The sequence below is a fragment of the Pseudovibrio sp. Ad26 genome (assembly GCF_001623285.1).
Taxonomy (GTDB): Bacteria; Pseudomonadota; Alphaproteobacteria; order Rhizobiales; family Stappiaceae; genus Pseudovibrio; species Pseudovibrio ascidiaceicola.
Genome location: NZ_LMCE01000061.1, coordinates 78,055 through 97,126 on the forward strand (window position 1 = coordinate 78,055; position 19,072 = coordinate 97,126).

Consider the following 19,072-nt stretch of genomic DNA (forward strand, 5'->3'; position numbering starts at 1 on the left):
GCTGTTTTGATCGGTCTCAGGCGTTAAAGCTGTCTGAGGTCAGTTTGCGATTGTCTCGTTCCATCCGTTCAACGATGCTGGGGTTGAGAATCCAGGGCATGGAACCTCCGGTGTTCTCCCAGTTCACGAGAACCTCATCCCAGGTCTTGACGGATTTGATGAGCACGGGGAAGCTAAGTGGCTCTTTGCCAAATAGGATCTGATCAAGGTAAGCTGCACCGCGAACAAGGTAATAATTGCCGCCGTACTCCATGACGTAGATCTCAGGTACTTCTTCTATTTCAATGAGTTCTGCCATTTGAAACTCCATTATCAATTGTTACAGGTCGGCAAGCAGTGCTTCGAGTTCCGGATCCATTCCTTCTTCGTCCGCTTCTTCTTCATCGTCTGCTGAAAGGTCGGCTAAGAGGTTGTCCAACTCTGTCGTGTCATGGGCAGGTGCAGGCGGAGCAGCTGCTGCGGCTGGCGCAGGAGCTGGTGCCTCTTCAATCTCGTCTTCTTCCTCAGCTACCTCAGGTTCACTCTCCTGAGGTTCTGGCGGTTCAGCTTCAATTCTGAAGATGGTTTCTGGTGTTTTCTTAGGATCAAGGATTGTCTCAACAACCACTGCACCTTTTGTTGCCTGAATGCCTGGGGTAGAGCCATCGCCGCCGCTGATGCTGACACGCGCTCCGGCGCTTGCGCTCGGTGTCTCTGCAGCTTTGGTCACGGCAATCTGATCGCACCAGCGTCCAGAGATAGTGTCACCGGCCAGGCCGTTAAGAGAGGCAATGCGAACTTCCGGCTGGCCCTTCATAGAAACAATGGGCATCCAGCTCTGTCTCATGAGTGGCTCGACGCTGCGATGACTAATCATGCGATCAGTACATGGCAGGGCAAGCTGATCACCATATTGGTCGTGCACGTAATGGAACGGCATTTCGTTGAGTGTCAGGATGGATCCTGGCCTCATGCCACCGCCATTGGTCTCGTAGTCTTTTGCTAGCACAAGACCTATCAGGGCTGCTGGATTGCCCCACAACATGGCTTTCAGGCCAACTTGCTCGTCAAACTCTTCAAAGCTGAATGCATCAATCGGATCGGTTTTTGCGCCATAAGGCATTCGAAGCATGAAGCGTGGCAAACTCAGACCAATGTAATTGCTTTCTGGCATGGCACGCAGACTCTGCCACGTCTTTTCGGTAATCTTAGGAAGATCAGCAAATTTTCTGGTGGCATTGTTGCGGTCTAGGGATGTCAGGAAAGGTGCATGCGCATGCGCGCAGATCTTTGACATACGCCCCAGAAGCTCTGCATGGGGGGGCGTCATATCGAATGTGTAAAGACCAACAATTGCACTCGGCGTGCCAACACCTTCATCCTGCAGCGCATTTTCCACGAAGAGACGATATAAACCTGTTTCTTCAAGCTTGTTGGTGGCACTGAGGTCTCTTGCAAAATCCTCCGCAGAGATGTCGTAGAGCGTTATTTTGAGTGCGGTGGAAGTCTCAATTCTGCGTGACAACATATCAATGACCCGCCACACGCTTTCCAGAGCCTGAAAATCAGCGTTTTGAAGGATCTTGCGCAGTGTCGTAGTCATCACAGTCTCGACAATCTCGAGATAATCATCGAGTTGCGGATTGTCGGCAGGGGTTATGTGAGGCGAAACGATCTTTCCAATCAGGTCTGTGAAGTCATCGGCTTCTTCATGCTCCTCAACAGGGCGATCAATGAGAGCGGAGAAGTCACTCAGCTTCTTGTCGACTGGAATAACAGAACCACGCGAGTTGCGCTGCGAGATAGGCTTTTCACCTTTGTCTTCCAACCATTCATCAATGGTTGCTGCCGCATTGCTGAATGTCCCTGGGTTTTTGAGGGAGGAACGCAGCGCCTTCAGCTCATCAAATATCTCGAACTCATCAATTATTTCGTCAGGATGGAAGTCTTCAATGCAGCTCGGTTCAAACCGAATGACTTTTTCATCACCAGCAAGGTCAAGTTCGATGTTGATCTTGAAGCGGGCAGGAAGGTCTTCTGCGGTATCGACATCAACGTTATGCCCTTTGAGCACAGCAAGCTCATCAGCATCGTAAAGAGCCATGCGGTTGGCACGACCAGAAAAATCACCGATCACGGCAAGATGAAACGGACTATCCAGCGTAATGTTGAGCTTTGGGGCTTCACATGTGACCTCGCCAAAATCGGGCTCAAAAACACTTGCAGATGCACCTTCAGCGGTTTCACCTTCTGTGGGAGCATCACTTTCCTCGATGATGTCATTGAGCAGTGCGTCAAGATCATCGTCCTTGTCAGAGTCACTCATCAGAATCTCTCTTATTGGTTTCTATCTGGTCCTCAAGACGTTCGAGGGTTTTGATTACCTGCAATTGTGCAGCTTCCAATTGAGCGGCGATTGCACGGTTTTCTGCGGATACGAGGAGGCGAAGGCGTTCGACGTCTTCACTGTGTTCTTCCTGATAAATGCCCTGCATGGAGCTGACGATCAGACCGATAAACAGGTTGAGCACGGCAAATGCGGTCAGGAAGATAAAGGGGATGAAAAGGGCCCAGGCGTAGGGATAGATCTTCATAACGGGACGCACGATCCCCATGGACCAGCTCTCCAGCGTCATGATCTGGAACAGCGAGTACAAAGATCGACCAATGTCTCCGAACCAGTCTGGAAAGCTTGCACCAAACAAGCCGGTCGCCATCACCGCAAACACATAATAAATCAGCGCCAGAACGATCATTACGGAGAACATGCCAGGCAGCGCATCCAATAGCGCCTGCATCACTTGCCGGTACTGTGGCAGGAAAGATAGGACACGCATGGCTCGCATAACCCGAAGGGCACGCAAGACGCTGAGATAACCTGACTGCGGGAGCAGGGAAAAGCTAACCACTGAAATGTCGAAGATGTTCCACCAGCTTTTGAAAAAGCGTGTGCCAAACGCCGTGATTTTCAAGACAAATTCCAAAATGAAAAGTCCGATAATCACGTCGTCGAAAATGATCTGTCCATCACCAGTCAAGCGTCGTACGGAAGGGGATGTCGCCAGACCCAGGCTGATTGCGTTGACAACAATCAAGATGAGAAAGGTGTACTGAAAGATATCAGAGCGAACAATACGGCGCAAAGTAAGACGCCACGCAGGAATGCGTGTCGACCGTCTCCTCGCCGATTGCTTAACTTTCTGCATCGTTGGACTCCTCGTCACTTGGAAAAGTAGTTCCGACGTGTTTTGTTTCAGTTAGTTTCTGTGGTAAAAAAAGTAATAAGCATATGTTTTGATTTTGCTTTCAGGTTTATCTGAATTTCCTGTGATGGATCTATTTCTTCTTGTGCTTGTCTTTTTTGGCTACGGGTGATTTCTTGAACTTGTAGTCAAATGCATCACCATCAGTCAGAACCTTAAGTTCTGTGATCTTCTTGTCTTCACTCATGTTCTTCAGGAATTCTGTGCTGATATCCGGGAGAAGGGTGTTGGTCAGGATCGCATCGATCATGCGACCTCCACTCTCAATTTCCGCACATCTGCTCTCAATCAAGGCAACAACTGAAACGTCCCATGTGAACTTCACATTGTGGTTCTCGAGGATACGATCGCCAATCCGGCCAAGTTGTAGATTGATGATTTTGTGAATGACAGGGGAACTCAGCGGGTAGTAGGGCACGGTTACAAGTCGGCCCAAAAGTGCTGCCGGGAAAGCCTTCAGCAAGGGAGGTCTCAAAGCTTTGGCAATACCCTCCGGATCTGGTGTCAGATCTTCGTCTGCACACATATCCAAAATGAGATCACTGCCCACATTGGCAGTCAATAAGATCAAAGTGTTTTTGAAATTGATCTTCCGGCCTTCGCCATCTTCCATCATGCCTTTGTCAAAGACCTGGAAGAAGAGTTCATGCACATCCGGGTGGGCTTTCTCAACCTCATCCAGCAACACAATGCTGTAAGGTCTGCGACGTACGGCTTCTGTCAAAACACCGCCTTCACCGTAACCCACATACCCTGGAGGAGAGCCTTTTAGCGTGGAGACCGTGTGGGATTCCTGAAACTCACTCATGTTGATGGTGATAAGGTTCTGCTCACCGCCATAAAGGGTCTCTGCAAGTGCTAAGGCTGTCTCGGTTTTACCAACACCACTTGGTCCGACCAGAAGGAACACACCGATTGGGCGACTTGGATTATCAAGGTTCGCACGAGAGGTTTTTACGCGGCGAGCGATCACCTCCATAGCATGATCCTGACCGATGATCCGCTTCCTCAGGATATCGCTCAGGTGCAGCACCGTCTTAATCTCGTTAGAGACCATGCGCCCAGTTGGGATGCCCGTCCAGTCAGAAACAATTGTTGCAACCGCTTGGCCATCCACTTCAGGAAGAATGAGAGGGTGCTCACCTTGTAATTCGGTTAGTTCTTCAAGTTTCTGGTCCAGCTCCTTCTTGATTGGAGCCGTATCTGCGTTCTCATCTCCATTGGTTTGGCGGAACACCTCACGCAGTTTCAGAATTTCTGTAACAAGCGATTGCTCTTTCAACCATTCAGCTTCAAGAGCTTCACGTTCTTTCTCAAGCTCAGCAAGCTTCTTGTGCACGTCAGTGAGCTTGTCACCGACATCGAAACCGGACTGCACCTCTCGTTCAAGGATATCTCGTTCCGTTTCAATCATGACAAGTCGTTTGCGGCAATCATCGACAGCAGCTGGTGTTGCATGTTGGGAAAGAGCAACACGGGCACAGGCAGTATCAATCAGGCTGATTGCCTTGTCTGGCAGCTGCCTTGCAGGAATAAAGCGCATCGACAAATGTACAGCAGCTTCAAGTGCTTCATCCAAAATTTGCACCTGATGATGCTCTTCAAGCATTGCTGCCACACCGCGCATGATTGCAACGGCTTTATCCGGATCAGGTTCTTCAACCAAAATGTTCTGGAAGCGACGAGCGAGCGCAGGGTCCTTCTCAATGTGCTTCTTGTACTCAGACCATGTTGTTGCTGCGATTGTCCGCAGTTCACCACGGGCAAGTGCTGGCTTTAAGAGGTTAGCTGCATCACCGGTCCCAGCAGCCCCACCAGCACCAATGAGCGTGTGGGCTTCATCAATGAACAGGATGATGGGCTGTACAGAAGAGCGAACTGCATCCAATATCTTGCGTAGGCGATCTTCGAACTCACCTTTCACGCCAGCGCCAGCTTGTAACAGCCCGACATCAAGCAGGAGAACGCGCACATCCTTGATGGAAGGCGGCACGTCGCCCTCTGCAATGCGGATAGCCAAACCTTCAACCACAGCCGTTTTACCAACTCCCGCTTCACCCGTCAGGATTGGATTGTTTTGACGACGACGCATCAGTGTATCGATGATCTGGCGAATTTCTTCTTCACGGCCAATAACCGGATCCAGCTGCCCAGCTTTTGCTTTTGCCGTGATGTCTGTGCAATAGGCGTCCAATGCCTCATCTGCAGACTTTAGGCCCGGGGCTGCGGCATGCTGTTCACCAGCATCGAGTTGCGTACCATCCTTGGCTTTGCCTTCTTCAGGAGAGCCCTCTGTGATTTTCTTGTATCGTGTCGCAACATCATCAGCTGAAATGTTCTCAAACAGACGCGAAATGCCAAAGAGCGTATTGCGAAGGCCCGGTGTCTTTAGGATACCAATCAAAAGGTAACCGCTGCGGATGGCATTATCACCAAACATCAAAGTGGCATAAACCCAACCGCGTTCAACGGCCTCTTCCACGTGCTGAGAAAGATCGCTGACTGAACTGGCCCCTCGGGGCAACTTGTCCAAGGCCTTAGTGAGATCACTTGCGAGCCGGGCCTCATCGATCTCTGCATCCCGCAAAATGCGATGCAGATCTGAATCTTGCCCGCTCAACAACTGCTGGAACCAGTGCTCCAACTCCACATAAGGATTGCCGCGCATCTTACAAAAGGTCGTAGCGCTGTCGATTGCCTGATAGCAGGTCGGATTTAATTTACCGAAGAGGGACGCTCGTTTGATATCACTCATGGGAACTCCTAGGCAGCCTTCGCGCGATTGTTGTTATGAATAGACGCTTTCGATTTTTCAGTGACTTGTCGTGGGCGCAAATTGAGATCTCGAACCGGATCACCTTGTTTTTTAGGTGACAACCAAGTCGTCCATCCCAGCTTTCCATATTGTCCAAGCCGGGTAGTCGGCACCTGATTGCGCTTAAGGACAAGAGCCACGTCCCACTCCAGCTCATCCCCGCAATAGGCTCTGACCGCTGAAAGCAATCGCGGCATGGAAACACCGTCAGGAAGCAGCCCTTCATAGTCGCGTAGGCTCAATGGACCGAACGCCACGCGGAATTTTGTGTCACTGGACCAAACTCGGCCCCCCAGTGCGGCTCCAACACCCAGAAGCCCGGCATTGCGAAAACCGTTGAGGGCAGTCACTTGATTTTTGGGTAGATACAGCCACTCTCCAATGAACTCTTCCAGAGCGACAGGGAGGTTGAAGTAACAGCTCAAAATTGCCAGTAACCCATCAGCCCCGCGCGTTTGCAAGGCGAGACGGCCAGCGAAATGGTACTTCACTACATCCGGTAAATCATCCCGGTGCCGAAACTCGGTCGGTCCAAATCCTGCAAGCGCTCCGGTATAGATCGAATACCTGTCTTGTTCAGGTCGATCAAAGCTGAAGGCGGGCTCACCGGTGATCGCAGCGCGGTAAAACAAGCTCAGGATACGGTGATGAAAGATATCCGCGAATGCGCGCATTGTGGTATCGCGGTGTTGATGTTCCCGCTTAAAGGCATACTCAGTCAGATGAAGCGGCATTGGGCCATTGGGCCCAAAGAGTCCCAAAAACCGACTGGTTAACCGGCTGGGCTTTGTTCCAACACCTTGCTTGAACGCCGTGATCGTTGATGCTTCAAACTGCAAATGGGGTTCATGAGAAAACCGGACAGGATCATCCTGACAGCGCCGTGACGTTCCAATCCGAGGCATATCCGGGTTGGAGCACTCAATAAGCCGCACCAGAGGCAAAAACTCATAGCTGAGGTAATCTTTCTCAGCTGAACGCAAGCGCTGTTTCCAACGAACTTCAGGCGTAATCTCTTGCTGAACTGGCACGGGTGGTTTGCCTTGCCCATTGGGAGGTTTGGGTGGACCAGACGAACTTGGGGGAGGTGGTGTTTGCGAACCAGTCATAATCTGTGACGCCTCCCGATCTGACAAGGCCAGCGCATCACTTCACCGCGTACGTTGGATCTGATCACCGTCTCGGTGAAGCTGTTGATCGAAACGTAACGGGCAAAGAACTCATTGAGCACAGCACCAAGCAGAAACACGCCTGTGCCTTCAAAGGCGGCTTCATCAAGCGTAATATTTAGCTCAAGGCCACGTGCGACAGATGAAAGACCTTGTCCAGGGAGACGACGAACAGCCCGAGTGGATTTGATTGAGCGAACGCCATCAATTTGCTGTGTTGTCGAGCTGTCACCAAGCGGAGCGTACAGATGCAGAATGGAACGCAGAGCTTGTGCGCCATCAGTATCGTTATTGTCCGCGATGCTAAGGTAATTCAGTGATAAATGATTGATGAAGCGCCATGCGGTTTCACCAAAGATGTTTGAGGGACGTGGCCGACTGGGGCCATCGATGCATTTCACTGCTTCAACTGGCCCACCTTCTGGAAGGGAAAAGTCCGACTTTCCCGCTCCAATCGGCATCATCAATGGTAGATCTCGGTTCGTGCAAAGTGCTCGAATGCCGAGCTGATTGAGTGCAAGATTATAGGGTGCGTCCTTCGCATCTACGAGACTAATAAAAATCTCAGTGCCAAGATAATTGCTGCGTCCACCCGTCATCTGTCGTTTGGCTGTTGCAAGCCGTTGCTTGCGGTTCACCGTGTAATAGGCACCTTCACTTTGTAAATCTTGCGTGCTTGATAGGCTGTAGAATGGCTTGAAGATCTGCGGCGCATCGCCTTGCGAGCTAAACCCTTCAACCTCTTGCAGCTGATAAATTTCGTAGTCCAGTGGTTTAGATCTGTCTGGCACCACATGGTGATCGCTGCGCTTGTCGTTGATATGCAGGCGGTCCAGTCGTGTAGAGAACAGATTGATTGCAGGGGTGCAGAACAAGGAGATATTGGCACGATCAACGGCGCGTTCCAGATCTTTGTCAATACGATCAAAGAGCAGAAAGACATCCATTTCATCCGTTTCGCATTGACGAACGGCAGGTTGCAGATTGGTCAGTTCGACAAACAGGAAACGGTGCGGAAACGCGAAGTACTCCTGCAACAGACGATAACCGCTGAACGATTGCGGCCCATAAGGGAGAAGTGCGTCCTCATCTCCGTATCCACGCGTGTTCACGATCTCGGAGGAAAGGCTGATTTCCCAAGGCGTAGGCAAACTTGTTGGGCGGATTGCAACGCCAGTGCAATTACCGATGATTTGCTCATAAAGCTTCACCGGTTGTGATCCTCCTCCCCGTAAATAAAGCGGAAGTTCGTCCAGCGCGAGCTCATTAAACGGAATGTTGCCAACCGTTTTCAGCCGAATACGAAGTCCGGCTTTAGCTCCATTTTTTACCTCAACCTTCTGGGCAGCCAATTCACTCGGGCTCGCCAGATAATCGATGGCCTCTATCGTAATTGGCCAAAGGGTTGTTTCATGAGCGGTGTTATAAATACAAGGCGTTGCTCCGCGGGCACTCTTGCGGCTGCGCAACTGTGTGCCGCGAGGAATAACATACCCGTCCTTCAGGGAACCCTGCGTCATATCCGGCTCTAAACTTGCAATAAGCATGGATGGAACTGGCGCTAGGAAGTGCGGATACACCATTTCCAGAAGGTGCTGCGTAAACTGAGGGAACTGGGCGTCTAGCTTGTATTGAACACGTGCAGTTAGAAAGGCGAAGCCTTCCAAAAGACGTTCAACGTACGGATCAGCACAGTCAAAACCACTCAACCCAAGACGCCCTGCGACTTTGGGGTAAGCCTCTGCAAATTCAGAGGCACTTTCGCGAATATGCTGTAATTCTCTGTTGTAATACGGAAGCAGCCAAGGCTTCATGTCAAGAACCTCGCTGGCGCGGTTTAGCTATTTGCACCGCATGCACATCAAGGTCGAACTCAGTGCGCAGGTACAAGGCTTGTGGCAAAGGTTGGGACCACAACTGCCCTTCAATCTGGAAGTCCAGACGATTGGAACGGCGTGGTTTATTAGGTTCAACGATAGAAACCAAAAGGCTATCTGCTATAAGGCGAGGTTCAAAATGAACGATTGCCTCATGCAAAATGTCTTCAATCTCTTCTGCACTTTTACTTGTCATCGCGCCTAGGTCTGGAATCCCAAAATTTAAGACGGAGGACTGGACTTCGGGATAAGGCGTCAGATCAATGTCTGATGCCAAGCGGGTTGTGTTAAAAAGCCACTCCAAATCACGTTGAATGGAATACCGAAGATTAACCGAACTGGTGACACGGGCTTCACGAGGCTCCACCTGCTGAAACGGGTTGTCATCTGTAAGACGGTCCAACAAAGACGGGACCAACCGATCAGCAAGAGGGCGTTCAGCCATGGCCTCCCTCCGTTGAAGATGCGGCATCATCCGCGCCTGTTACGGGGCCGATGTCCTTATGAATATCCAGTTCAGTGTCAAAATTGATCGCTCGCACCTCAAGCAAAGGGATCTCTGAGCTTTCATGCGCAAACATACGTTGTCCGATCGGTCTGTCACCGTCCCAGGTAGTTAAACGGGAAAGCTTGAGGTTGGGGTCGTCTGAGTGAACAGTTTCAACGTAACGTGTTGGAATGAAACCATTTGCAGGGCCACCGTTGACCCAAAGAAGGTTCACAGGTGTCCAGCACATATCTCGTAGGTCACGAGGTTCTGGAATTCTGATAGATTTGATTGCGGAGAACGGAACCCAGTAATAGGCGTTGCTCATCATAAGCTCAAGAACGGGGCCAAGCCGCGGGTCGGCATCTGCCAGCCACTCGAACTTTTCACCATTTATGGTTCCGGAAATGGCGTCTGCTTCTTCAAAGGCTTGATCTCGAAGGTCGCTTGCCGCTTGCTCGTTTTTCTCAGTGTCGAACTTGAGGGCTTGAACCAGAAAGGAAAGCCATTCTTTAGGTTCACCAAAGAGCAGGGGGGTCTTGTCACCTGAAAAGACTTCTTCGCGCAGTTGCTCCATGTCCAGCAAGCGAGAATAGGTCTCCACCATAGGCACCGCGCTCTCATCAAATTGGCGGATGATTGGAAGCTGTTTTTTGGCTTTGAGCCAGTCTCCATTGACGCAATAGAGCTGGAAAAGGAGGATGCGTTCTTTGACGTCCTCAGGCTTTTTTCGCACTTGCTCCTGAGTGATCTTGAGCGCTTCTTGTAAATTACCTGTGGCTAGATGTTCCTTCGCAGGCATACGGGATCACTCCAGACTATTGCGATGAGGAAGGTTTGCCGGGGAAACCCCGGCAAACAGATAAAGTAGGGAAAATACTCGATTATTTGACGACGAGATCGCGAGTATTCTTGATGCGGCTCCACTTTTCGGTAAGTGTCTTGCCCATCGCACCAGTGGTATCCATCATGGTGTAATCAATCTGAACAGCACCATATTCCATCTGGATGGATTCTTTACACTCTTCGTCGTTACCTTCCCAACTGATTTCCTTGATGGCAACCAGCTTCATTGTGAAGGTAAGGAAGATCACACCAGCTTTACCGGATGCACCACCAGAACGGCGAAGCAAAAGTGTCACTGTCTCGTAAATACCACCGTTACAGCAAGCAAGGAAAAGGCCTGGCGAACCGCGGTCACTTTTCTTTTCAATCTGGAATTCTTTAAACTTCACGCGACCAGCGCCAGAACCGCCACGCATGGAACCGATGTCCATAGTGTTTTCAGCACCCATGCTGAAAGTGGCGATCTCGAAGGCCTTTTTTTTGGCCATTTCATCATCTTGTGTTTCGCCTTCAATGGCGATAGCACCGGCACCGGGCCCCTCAAAGATTACATATGCATCAATTGACATGACGCTTGCTCCACTTTTTGTTGCTTACTTTGTTGTGGCACTAAACGGCTTGCCGCATGAGGCGTAGTGCCGATTAACAGCGTTTTGAATGGGTTTGATAAAAACGCTGCCGTCTTCCGCGTCAGCCTAAGGTTTATCCTCCCTTGGCTGACGGAAGCTTTGAAACCAGTCGCAAGGAAACCGTCAGACCTTCTAACTGGTAATGAGGACGTAGGAAGAACTTTGCGCTGTAGTAGCCTGGGTTTGAATCATCGGCTTCGACGACCACTTCGGCTGACGCCAGAGGCTTTTCCGCCTTTGTCTGCTCGCTGGAACCTGCAGGATCGCCATCTACGTAACGCATAATCCAATCTTGCAGCCAGTTCTGAAGATCCTGACGTTCTTTGAACGAGCCAATCTTGTCTCGAACAATACATTTTAGATAGTGAGCGAACCGACAACTTGCAAATAAGTAAGGTAACCTAGCTGCAAGGTTAGCATTTGCTGTCGCATCAGGGTCCGTATACTCTGCTGGCTTCTGCAAAGACTGTGCACCAATGAAGGCCGCCAAATCCGAATTCTTGCGATGTAACAATGGCATCATGCCATTCTTCGCAAGTTCAGCTTCACGGCGGTCAGTGATAGCAATCTCAGTTGGACACTTCATGTCCACGCCGCCATCATCCGTTGGGAACGTATGTGAAGGCAGACCTTCAACAGCGCCGCCAGATTCCACACCTCTGATGCGGGAGCACCAGCCGTACATCTTGAATGAACGGGTGATATTGGTTGCCATTGCAAAAGCAGAGTTGGACCAGACGTATTTTGAGGAGGAGGCACCTGATGTGTCCTCTTCAAAATCAAACTCATCCACTGGCTCAGTAAGCGGACCATAAGGCAACCGGGCCAGAAAACGTGGCATTGCAAGACCGATATAACGGGAATCTTCAGATTCACGTAGAGATCGCCATGCAGCATATTCTGGTGTCTGGAAAATTTTGGTGAGATCGCGGGGGTTTGAGAGTTCTTGCCAGGATTCCATTTGGAAGAGGCTAGGGCTCGCTCCCGCAATGAACGGAGCATGAGCCGCCGCAGCAATCTCAGCCATCTCGTTCAGAAGTGCCACGTCTGGCGGTGTGTGGTCGAAGTAGTAATCACCGATAAGCACGCCATAAGGCTCACCACCGAATTGGCCATATTCTTCTTCATAGATTTTCTTGAAGACTGGGCTCTGATCCCAAGCAGTACCCTTGTATTTTTTCAGGGTCTTGCTCAGTTCTTTTTTGGAGATGTTCATCACCCGGATCTTCAGCATTTCGTCAGTCTCAGTGTTATTGACGAGATAGTGAAGTCCGCGCCAGGTACCCTCAAGGCTCTGGAAATCTTCGTGGTGAAGAATTGTTTGAATTTGCTCGGAGAGCTTGCGGTCAATTTCGGCGACAATGCCTTCAATGGACTTCAGCGTGTCATCCGAAATCAGAGCGGTGTTTGCCAAAGCCTGTTCGGCCAGTGTTGCCACCGCGCCTTCCACAGCTTCTTTTGCACTATCTGATTTGGGCTTGAATTCTTGATTGAGGAGAGATTCAAAGTTATTGGGATCAATAGCTTCAACTTGCGCCTCTTCGGCTTCGACTTCGGGTTGTTTTTCAGCTTCAGCCATTACTCTCATCCTTCTCTTCAGCAGCTGCATCATCTTCCTTCGGAGCGGCAGCTAGTGTTTGCAAAAGGGCAGGATCATTCAAAACCTTACCGATCAGTTCCTCGGCACCGGACTTGCCGTCCATGTATGTCATCAGGTTTGCAAGCTGAGTACGGGCCTCCAGCAAAGTACGCAAAGAATCAACTTTGCGCGCAACTGCTGCCGGAGAAAAGTCGTCCATACTCTCGAAGGTCAGATCAACACTGAGATTGCCTTCGCCTGTGAGGGTGTTGGGAACCCGGAATGCCACGCGTGGCTTCATCGACTTCATGCGTTCATCGAAGTTGTCGACGTCGATCTCAAGGGCTTTTCGATCCCCTACAGGAGGAAGTGGATCTTCGGGCTTGCCAGAAAGATCAGCCATTACACCAGCTACGAAAGGCAGCTGAATGGTCTTCTCTGCGCCGTACAATTCAACATCGTACTCAATTTGCACTCGAGGGGCTCTGTTCCTCGCTATAAATTTCTGACTACTTTGTTTTGCCATGTGATCGGGTTCCCGGTACTTTTGTTCTTATTCAGACCTGGGTTATTCGATTGAACCAGAATGTTCGTCGTCGTCGGGGCTTACCCCTTTGATGTTCAAAACTTGTGCTTCCCCATCTGGAGCGAGGTCCTTGATGATGGAATAAAAGTCGAGATCAACAAGACGTCGGGCCCGACCCAGTAGAAGTGGAACCGGACTTGAAGGTTCGCTACGCTTGTAATACGCACAAACCTCATCAAGAGCTCTTAACACGTCAGTTCGGTTTATAACTGTTCCGGTAAAACTTGCGCTTTTCTTGCCTGATCGAGCTTTAACCGGTCCATCTGCCTCAGAGTCAGGTTCTCCTTCTTCCTCCTCCTCTTCCTCTTCGATTTCCAGTGCTGGAGCCAATAAAAACTGCGCTTGACGCAGCTCTCGCAGGAGGTCGTCAAGGATCAGGCCACCGTGTTGCGCGAAAAAATCCCGGATATGCTCGGATGTTTTGATCGCGGTTTCGATTGCATTAACAACCTCTGCAATGTTTTCGCGATCTGTCTCTCTGAGAGCTGCATCGTAGGAAGCAATGTCGGGTCTGTCACGGCCTTCTGGCAGTTCAGTCTCCCCGCGAGCGATGGCGATCTCGTTGAGAGACCATGCTCCGAAGATGCGAGACTGGACGAGAGAGGCATTTCTGATCAGGGCAAGCGTGGTGCGTCTGTCATTGAGAGCGGAAAGGACATTCGCACGCATGATAGGGTCATGCCCCTCTGCAGGATCAAGCTCTGGATGTAGCGTATCCCAGAAGGAATCCAGCATTTGTGCAATGAAATCCATGCCTTTGGTGAAGCCTGGATAGCCTTCAATTGCAATTAGAGATTGTGCGTGAATGATGGCAACGCGAAGATCGTAGGTTCGTGTAAGCAGTTGGGTGGAGAGGCGCAGTGCCTCCTTCCAGTCAGGCTCTTCCCCTTTGATAATGGCTTCCCCGATCTGATGATCTTGGGTGCCACTGGCAGCAGTCTCCATCGTCAGGAAGTCAGGATCGTATTCAAGATCCGGCCCGCAAGGTGCATTCTCCTCAATAGGTTGAAGGGAAGCCGTTGGATCCATTCGAAATCTATCCCGCTCTGCTACTGCTTATTGGGACTGGAAGTCCGATCACTACCAAGTATTTGCGCATAGTATTGGTAGAGGTTGCCAAATGAGTGGGGCGACCACTCGAGATAGGCCTATAATATTCCGCAAGATCATTTCATTGTGTGTACAGTATAAGAGGAACTGGTAATATCGTTATTAACTCGTTGACTTGATAGGGAAAAATATCTCTGCAACCAGAACACTCTGACAGATATAAGGATATTGTGTTGGAACCTGCAAAGAGCACATCAACAAGCATTGTCAGGTTTTACAGGTGCCCGTCGTCAAATCGCATGTTGGCGGAGAAGGCGCTCATTTCATCATCAACCCCGCAGCAACTTTTATTTAGAGAAGCGAAAGCCCTGCAGCGTTTGTCTGGCGCCATCGCACCGAACTTTGTGGAGCTGAAAACCGAAGGCGGAAACATCAAGCTGGTCATGGAGTTGGTGAAAGGGGAAACACTTGCCGATAGGATTAGTAAGGCGTCGCTTTCCTTAAAAGAATGTGCCCAACTCTGTAAGCAATTGGTTCTGACGGTCAATCATCTCCATAGCGTTGGGATTGCCCACTTAGATCTCGCTCCTAACAACATCATGCTAAGCAACCAGGGAGTGCATGGGGTAGTCATTTTGGACTTTGGCTATTGTGCCTTTGCTGATGAGCTGCCGTTTATGCGGCCACATAGCAGTTTTGCCGGGCACTTGAACTATGCTGCACCAGAACAGCTTGGATTAGGCACGGATCAAATCACCGAGAAAACAGACCTGTACGCACTTGGCCTGATTATACGCGAGATGTTCGGATATCGGGACCATATAATGGACACCTATGAAGCTGCTATCGCGTTTCGTCAGAGCGATCCGGACCTCAATAAGTTACCGCCAGACTGGCGGCAAATGGTTACTCAACTGCTGAAATTTGTGCCCGAAGAACGCGTCAGAATATTAACGCACACCGACTACAGCACTTAGACGTCGGCTTGATGTTAAGAGCTGCGGAAAGGGCATAGGCGAGCCCGATGGCAGCCTCCGTTCGGGCGAATAGACCTGCATTGAGGCGTGCAGATGCCCGGAGCGATGCCCTTGCAGATGCTCTCATGGAAATGCGGTTTGCATTACGAAGCCAGTCGGCTTGACCAATGTTCAGGTCGAGATCACTCAAATCCACCTTAGCTGTCGGCAGTTTCAGGTTCAGTTGTGGCAGCAATCTGGAAAAGAGGCTCAATTTTGCAGTGATGCGGGCCCAGGCTTTGACGTTTCCTGAGAAAAGACTTTCGCCAAATGCCAGCTGTAAAAGGCCAATAATGTTCAGGGCAGCTAAAATCTTGAATGCTGCTTTCAGATCGAACTTAAAACCAAGGTTCCAGTTGCCAAAATCAGCCAGCATTTTCGCAAGAGCTTTTAGGTCAGCCTGAGCGTTCATGTTCAAGTTCTGCTTCAGACCCAAATCGACGAGTCCAAGTAGGGGTAAATTAATTTTCGCTTTCGGGAGAATGAGGTTTAACCTGCCGAGATTGAGATTAAATGGGTTCAATCCCAGTCCTTTAATTTGAAGGATAAGTTGTGCGGCCAGTCCAAGCCTTGCAAGAATATGACCGGGAAGGGAACCCAATTTTAGAGCGAGGGGAAGTGCGAATTTTGCCGAGGTTTGAGCAAGTTTTTTCAGCTTGAGCTTGGCTGCCGGAAGTGTCGCAGACTCTGTCACACGAAGAGCTAGGTCTGCCGCCGCAGTTAGTCGATGATTGATGCTGGCGTTTAGCGCTAAAAGCTGCGCAAGGCTCAGGAAGTTAAACGGGCGAAACCGCATGAAAAGATGGGGGGATGTCACACGAAGGGAGGGCCCTTTGATGCGTGGCAAAGCCGTAGCTTCCCCTGCTTTCAATACGAGAGGGACAAGCAAATTGAGGTTGATGTCGGGAATGATATCTGGGCAAAAACAGAAGCAGGGCAATGCGGGGTGCTCCTTCGGCTTGTTCCCGTAAACAAAGGTCGCCCCATGCTACGAAGACGGCAGCACGGGGCGTTTAGATCAGACAGAAATCTTCTGTTCGAGATCTTTCAAAGCTGAAGCGATTGGTTTCTTGATTGAAACAGACACACCTAGTGGATTTTTCTCGAGCAGGTTAATCAAATTATCTGATTCCATATGGCTGTTGAGAGTAGCGATGCTAGCGGAAAGCTTCTTCGCAACAGCAGGGCGCTTATCCGCTGGGGCTCCCCCCCAAGCTTTCAGATCTCTAAGAACCAAATCCAGATTTCCCTGGAGTAAGCTTGCGTTGCCTAGCAAGGCTGCGCTTGGTCCTTTTGCAGCGATGAGCCGCATGCGTGGGTCTGAATGGTTCTTTAAGCTTGACATAAGGCTGCTGATATTAGACTCAGCCGTTGTTCGTTGGATTGTCAGCTCTTTGATTGCCGCAGCAACTTCTTGTTGATCGACTTTTTTGGCTGCTGGTTGTTGTGCGATGAGTGCTAAAATTGCCTTTACGCCAACCTGTGTTCCGGTGTCATCAAGCGCGTTCACGGCAGTTTCGATGAGGCTAAGCTGCTGTTTTAGGGCAACGTCATACTCGTCATCTTTGCCAAGTGCTTTCTCAACTTTATGGGTGATCGCGGCTAGGATTGACGTCAGTTTGTCGCGAAGAATTTCCTCTTGAGCTGCATCTTCAGCTGCAGCTGCTGCGGCGTCTTCTGCAGACGTATCTTCGTCAGCTTCAATGTCTTCAAGATTCTCTCCACTGGCGGCCAGCTCTTCATCAGTAAAGGCTTCATCACTGCCGGTATCTGAGACTTCATCAGTCTCATGAGAGAACGTATCCAGCATATGATCTGGAGTCTCTGCACCTTCTTCCTCTGCGTGATCAGAGTGAACGGTGTTGCCCTCTTCATCTTTCACATGGATCTTGAAATTTAGCTTTTGGCTGATTAGGAACTTACGCATCATCTTGATAAGCCCTTGGGTAGGTGGCTTACCAACGCATTCGATGGTCATTTCCTTACTTTTGATGGTTACAACCCCGCACATGCTCTTAGGGTTCTGGGTCTCCTTCTTCACCGCGACCAAAAGCATCTTTGGCTTTTTCCGCGGGTGAATTATCAAAGCGTCGTCTTCCTTTGGATTCTTGTTTGGCGAATACGCAAAGTTGACTTCTTGCTTACGTGCCTTTTGAATGCCTGCTTTTAGCTGTTGTAGTTCTTTAGGGTCCATTGGGTAACCTCGACGTTTGATCTTCCGACTACTTACTAAACTTCCTTTTGTGTACTTTACATAAAACTGGTCTTGACGGTTTTAAATAAAGAGTACTGTCTGGACGAACCTCATCAGTATTGATCGTTTCAAAATCAAACATGGTACACAATCGCGCGATCACTTTAATTCCAAGAAAAGTGACGTAGCTGGCGCCCGTACACATTCTTGGTCCCAGACCAAAGGGAAAATAACTCCCAAGCGTTGCCTTTGCTTCTCCGCGCGAAAAGCGATCAGGATCGAACATGTCTGGATTTTCCCAGAATGACCGGTGACGATGCACAACCCATGGACTGATGATCACCATGGATTCCTTAGGGATTAGAGTGTCACCAAGGGTGGTGTCCTCACGTGCAACACGGGAGAGATAAAGGACAGGTGGATAAAGGCGCAGGACCTCTTTAAAGACGTCACGCGTAAAACGAAGACGGGGCAGGTGCTCATAAGAGATGCGACCACAAGCCGTCACCAACTGCACTTCTGTTCGAATGCGCTCAACAATCTCGGGGCATTGGGCGAGAATATAGACAGACCAACACAGCGCAGCAGACGTTGTTTCATGGCTGGAAAGGAAAATGCTCGCGACTTGGTCAACAAGTTGTGACTTCGTAAAACGCTTTCCAGTTGATGGAACACGGGCATCCTGAAACACTTGAAAGAAGTTTTGAGAGTTCGGAGGCTTGTTATGCATGTGCTCGTCAATGATCTGCGAAATGACGGCACGCACGTCTTCTGCAGTCTTCAAAGCTGCCTCTGTAAAGACTGGTGGACCAGCACCAGAAAAACGCTTCAGATCCAGTGCAGTCCCCGCAACTTGCTCTTCGTATTTCATAATGGAGTCGAAGCATTGGTGCTCCAGCTGAATCTCAATGGGCTTTGAGAACACGCAGCGGAAATTGACATCAGCAACTAGAAAGTTGATCTCTTCTGCAAGCTTAACTGTCTGGCCAGTCTCAGCATGTTGCACAAAGCGTTCAACAAAGGAACTGAGCGCTTCTTGCAGATAACCAAAAGAGATACGGACACTCGTGTTGGAAAAAATCGGTGCAACCATTTCATGCTGGTCTTGCCAGTCAACACCTTCTGCAGAAACCAGACCATTATGCAGGATCGGCTTCAACAGCTCTGCAATTCCACCACCTTTTGGGAATATCGCTTGTTGTTCTTCCAGAACTCTGGACAACAATTTAGGCTCGTTTACGAGGAACTTACGCGGGTCATCATCGTCAAACTGAAAAATCGCGCACTCGTAGAGCTCCTTTGGGATGACGCCAAGAGGGTCAGAGCTCAAATAATTACTGAAGTTTCTCCAGCCTTCTGCGGCTTCTCCCGGATAGGGTGCTGGCGGTCGATATAATGAAATCTTGTTTTCCATTATCTACATTCATGTTGCGGCGGAAAGTAGAATACTTCCGCACATTTCCCAACATCATCAGCGCAAGCCGATAGGAGAAGTAGGTGAGAACCCATGCGCAATAGTGCTTTGCGGGAATATAGAACAGCCCTCTTAGAGATTTGCTTTCGGGACGTCGCAAATTTTGTT

At 49.9% G+C, this 19,072-nt stretch carries 16 protein-coding genes; 1 reads left to right on the top strand and 15 read right to left on the bottom strand.

Features of this window, described 5'->3' with window-relative positions; translation table 11 throughout:
• Positions 1 to 16 precede the first annotated feature (16 nt).
• From PsAD26_RS14225 to tssA, 12 genes are all read right to left on the bottom strand, one after another.
• Complete coding sequence (locus PsAD26_RS14225; RefSeq protein WP_063291939.1) at positions 17 to 298, bottom strand: hypothetical protein; 282 nt, start codon at positions 296 to 298, stop codon at positions 17 to 19.
• A gap of 21 nt (positions 299 to 319) precedes the next feature.
• Entirely contained in the window at positions 320 to 2,305 is a 1,986-nt protein-coding gene (locus PsAD26_RS14230) for a type VI secretion system contractile sheath large subunit (RefSeq protein WP_063310964.1), read from the bottom strand.
• A complete protein-coding gene (locus tag PsAD26_RS14235; RefSeq protein ID WP_063310965.1) occupies positions 2,298 to 3,185 on the bottom strand; it encodes an ion transporter in 888 nt (295 codons plus the stop codon). Before PsAD26_RS14235 ends, PsAD26_RS14230 begins: the two co-directional genes overlap by 8 nt.
• A gap of 130 nt (positions 3,186 to 3,315) precedes the next feature.
• Positions 3,316 to 5,997: a type VI secretion system ATPase TssH gene (tssH, locus tag PsAD26_RS14240; protein WP_063310966.1), complete on the bottom strand. Its 2,682-nt coding sequence runs from the start codon at positions 5,995 to 5,997 to the stop codon at positions 3,316 to 3,318.
• 8 nt (positions 5,998 to 6,005) lie between these two features.
• Positions 6,006 to 7,166 carry a type VI secretion system baseplate subunit TssG gene (tssG, locus tag PsAD26_RS14245; RefSeq protein ID WP_063310967.1) on the bottom strand — a complete coding sequence of 387 codons (1,161 nt, stop codon included), beginning with the start codon at positions 7,164 to 7,166 and terminating at the stop codon, positions 6,006 to 6,008.
• Positions 7,163 to 9,040 (bottom strand): type VI secretion system baseplate subunit TssF, encoded by a 1,878-nt coding sequence (tssF, locus tag PsAD26_RS14250; protein WP_063310968.1) that lies wholly within the window; start codon positions 9,038 to 9,040, stop codon positions 7,163 to 7,165. Before tssF ends, tssG begins: the two co-directional genes overlap by 4 nt.
• 1 nt (position 9,041) lies before the next feature.
• Positions 9,042 to 9,548: a type VI secretion system baseplate subunit TssE gene (gene tssE, locus PsAD26_RS14255; RefSeq protein ID WP_063291944.1), complete on the bottom strand. Its 507-nt coding sequence runs from the start codon at positions 9,546 to 9,548 to the stop codon at positions 9,042 to 9,044.
• Positions 9,541 to 10,392: a type VI secretion system accessory protein TagJ gene (locus PsAD26_RS14260; protein ID WP_063310969.1), complete on the bottom strand. Its 852-nt coding sequence runs from the start codon at positions 10,390 to 10,392 to the stop codon at positions 9,541 to 9,543. Before PsAD26_RS14260 ends, tssE begins: the two co-directional genes overlap by 8 nt.
• 82 nt (positions 10,393 to 10,474) lie before the next feature.
• Positions 10,475 to 11,005 (bottom strand): type VI secretion system tube protein Hcp, encoded by a 531-nt coding sequence (locus tag PsAD26_RS14265; protein WP_057465257.1) that lies wholly within the window; start codon positions 11,003 to 11,005, stop codon positions 10,475 to 10,477.
• A 133-nt stretch (positions 11,006 to 11,138) separates the two neighbouring features.
• Positions 11,139 to 12,644, bottom strand: a complete 1,506-nt coding sequence (gene tssC, locus PsAD26_RS14270; RefSeq protein WP_063310970.1) for a type VI secretion system contractile sheath large subunit — start codon at positions 12,642 to 12,644, stop codon at positions 11,139 to 11,141.
• Positions 12,637 to 13,170, bottom strand: a complete 534-nt coding sequence (gene tssB, locus PsAD26_RS14275; RefSeq protein WP_063310971.1) for a type VI secretion system contractile sheath small subunit — start codon at positions 13,168 to 13,170, stop codon at positions 12,637 to 12,639. The genes tssC and tssB overlap by 8 nt, the downstream gene beginning before the upstream one ends.
• A gap of 42 nt (positions 13,171 to 13,212) precedes the next feature.
• Entirely contained in the window at positions 13,213 to 14,259 is a 1,047-nt protein-coding gene (gene tssA / locus PsAD26_RS14280; RefSeq protein WP_063310972.1) for a type VI secretion system protein TssA, read from the bottom strand.
• A 320-nt stretch (positions 14,260 to 14,579) separates the two neighbouring features.
• Between tssA and PsAD26_RS14285 the strand changes: the two genes are divergently transcribed.
• A complete protein-coding gene (locus tag PsAD26_RS14285; protein ID WP_063310973.1) occupies positions 14,580 to 15,257 on the top strand; it encodes a protein kinase in 678 nt (225 codons plus the stop codon).
• Here the strand turns inward: PsAD26_RS14285 and PsAD26_RS14290 are convergent.
• The 3 genes from PsAD26_RS14290 to PsAD26_RS14300 form a co-directional block, all read right to left on the bottom strand.
• Complete coding sequence (locus tag PsAD26_RS14290; RefSeq protein WP_208985696.1) at positions 15,223 to 16,143, bottom strand: hypothetical protein; 921 nt, start codon at positions 16,141 to 16,143, stop codon at positions 15,223 to 15,225. The genes PsAD26_RS14285 and PsAD26_RS14290 overlap by 35 nt on opposite strands.
• Before the next feature lie 171 nt (positions 16,144 to 16,314).
• Positions 16,315 to 17,490, bottom strand: coding sequence for a hypothetical protein (locus PsAD26_RS14295; protein ID WP_063310975.1), 1,176 nt, complete (start codon positions 17,488 to 17,490; stop codon positions 16,315 to 16,317).
• Positions 17,491 to 17,518: 28 nt separating this feature from the next.
• Complete coding sequence (locus PsAD26_RS14300) at positions 17,519 to 18,904, bottom strand: cytochrome P450 (RefSeq protein WP_063310976.1); 1,386 nt, start codon at positions 18,902 to 18,904, stop codon at positions 17,519 to 17,521.
• Positions 18,905 to 19,072 lie beyond the last annotated feature (168 nt).

Excerpts from the sequence above, each read along its gene's own strand:
- PsAD26_RS14225 (WP_063291939.1), bottom strand. The coding sequence starts at position 298 with ATGGCAGAACTCATTGAAATAGAAGAAGTACCTGAGATCTACGTCATG.
- PsAD26_RS14230 (WP_063310964.1), bottom strand. The coding sequence starts at position 2,305 with ATGAGTGACTCTGACAAGGACGATGATCTTGACGCACTGCTCAATGAC.
- PsAD26_RS14235 (WP_063310965.1), bottom strand. The coding sequence starts at position 3,185 with ATGCAGAAAGTTAAGCAATCGGCGAGGAGACGGTCGACACGCATTCCT.
- tssH (WP_063310966.1), bottom strand. The coding sequence starts at position 5,997 with ATGAGTGATATCAAACGAGCGTCCCTCTTCGGTAAATTAAATCCGACC.
- tssG (WP_063310967.1), bottom strand. The coding sequence starts at position 7,166 with ATGACTGGTTCGCAAACACCACCTCCCCCAAGTTCGTCTGGTCCACCC.
- tssF (WP_063310968.1), bottom strand. The coding sequence starts at position 9,040 with ATGAAGCCTTGGCTGCTTCCGTATTACAACAGAGAATTACAGCATATT.
- tssE (WP_063291944.1), bottom strand. The coding sequence starts at position 9,548 with ATGGCTGAACGCCCTCTTGCTGATCGGTTGGTCCCGTCTTTGTTGGAC.
- PsAD26_RS14260 (WP_063310969.1), bottom strand. The coding sequence starts at position 10,392 with ATGCCTGCGAAGGAACATCTAGCCACAGGTAATTTACAAGAAGCGCTC.
- PsAD26_RS14265 (WP_057465257.1), bottom strand. The coding sequence starts at position 11,005 with ATGTCAATTGATGCATATGTAATCTTTGAGGGGCCCGGTGCCGGTGCT.
- tssC (WP_063310970.1), bottom strand. The coding sequence starts at position 12,644 with ATGGCTGAAGCTGAAAAACAACCCGAAGTCGAAGCCGAAGAGGCGCAA.
- tssB (WP_063310971.1), bottom strand. The coding sequence starts at position 13,170 with ATGGCAAAACAAAGTAGTCAGAAATTTATAGCGAGGAACAGAGCCCCT.
- tssA (WP_063310972.1), bottom strand. The coding sequence starts at position 14,259 with ATGGATCCAACGGCTTCCCTTCAACCTATTGAGGAGAATGCACCTTGC.
- PsAD26_RS14285 (WP_063310973.1), top strand. The coding sequence starts at position 14,580 with ATGTTGGCGGAGAAGGCGCTCATTTCATCATCAACCCCGCAGCAACTT.
- PsAD26_RS14295 (WP_063310975.1), bottom strand. The coding sequence starts at position 17,490 with ATGGACCCTAAAGAACTACAACAGCTAAAAGCAGGCATTCAAAAGGCA.
- PsAD26_RS14300 (WP_063310976.1), bottom strand. The coding sequence starts at position 18,904 with ATGGAAAACAAGATTTCATTATATCGACCGCCAGCACCCTATCCGGGA.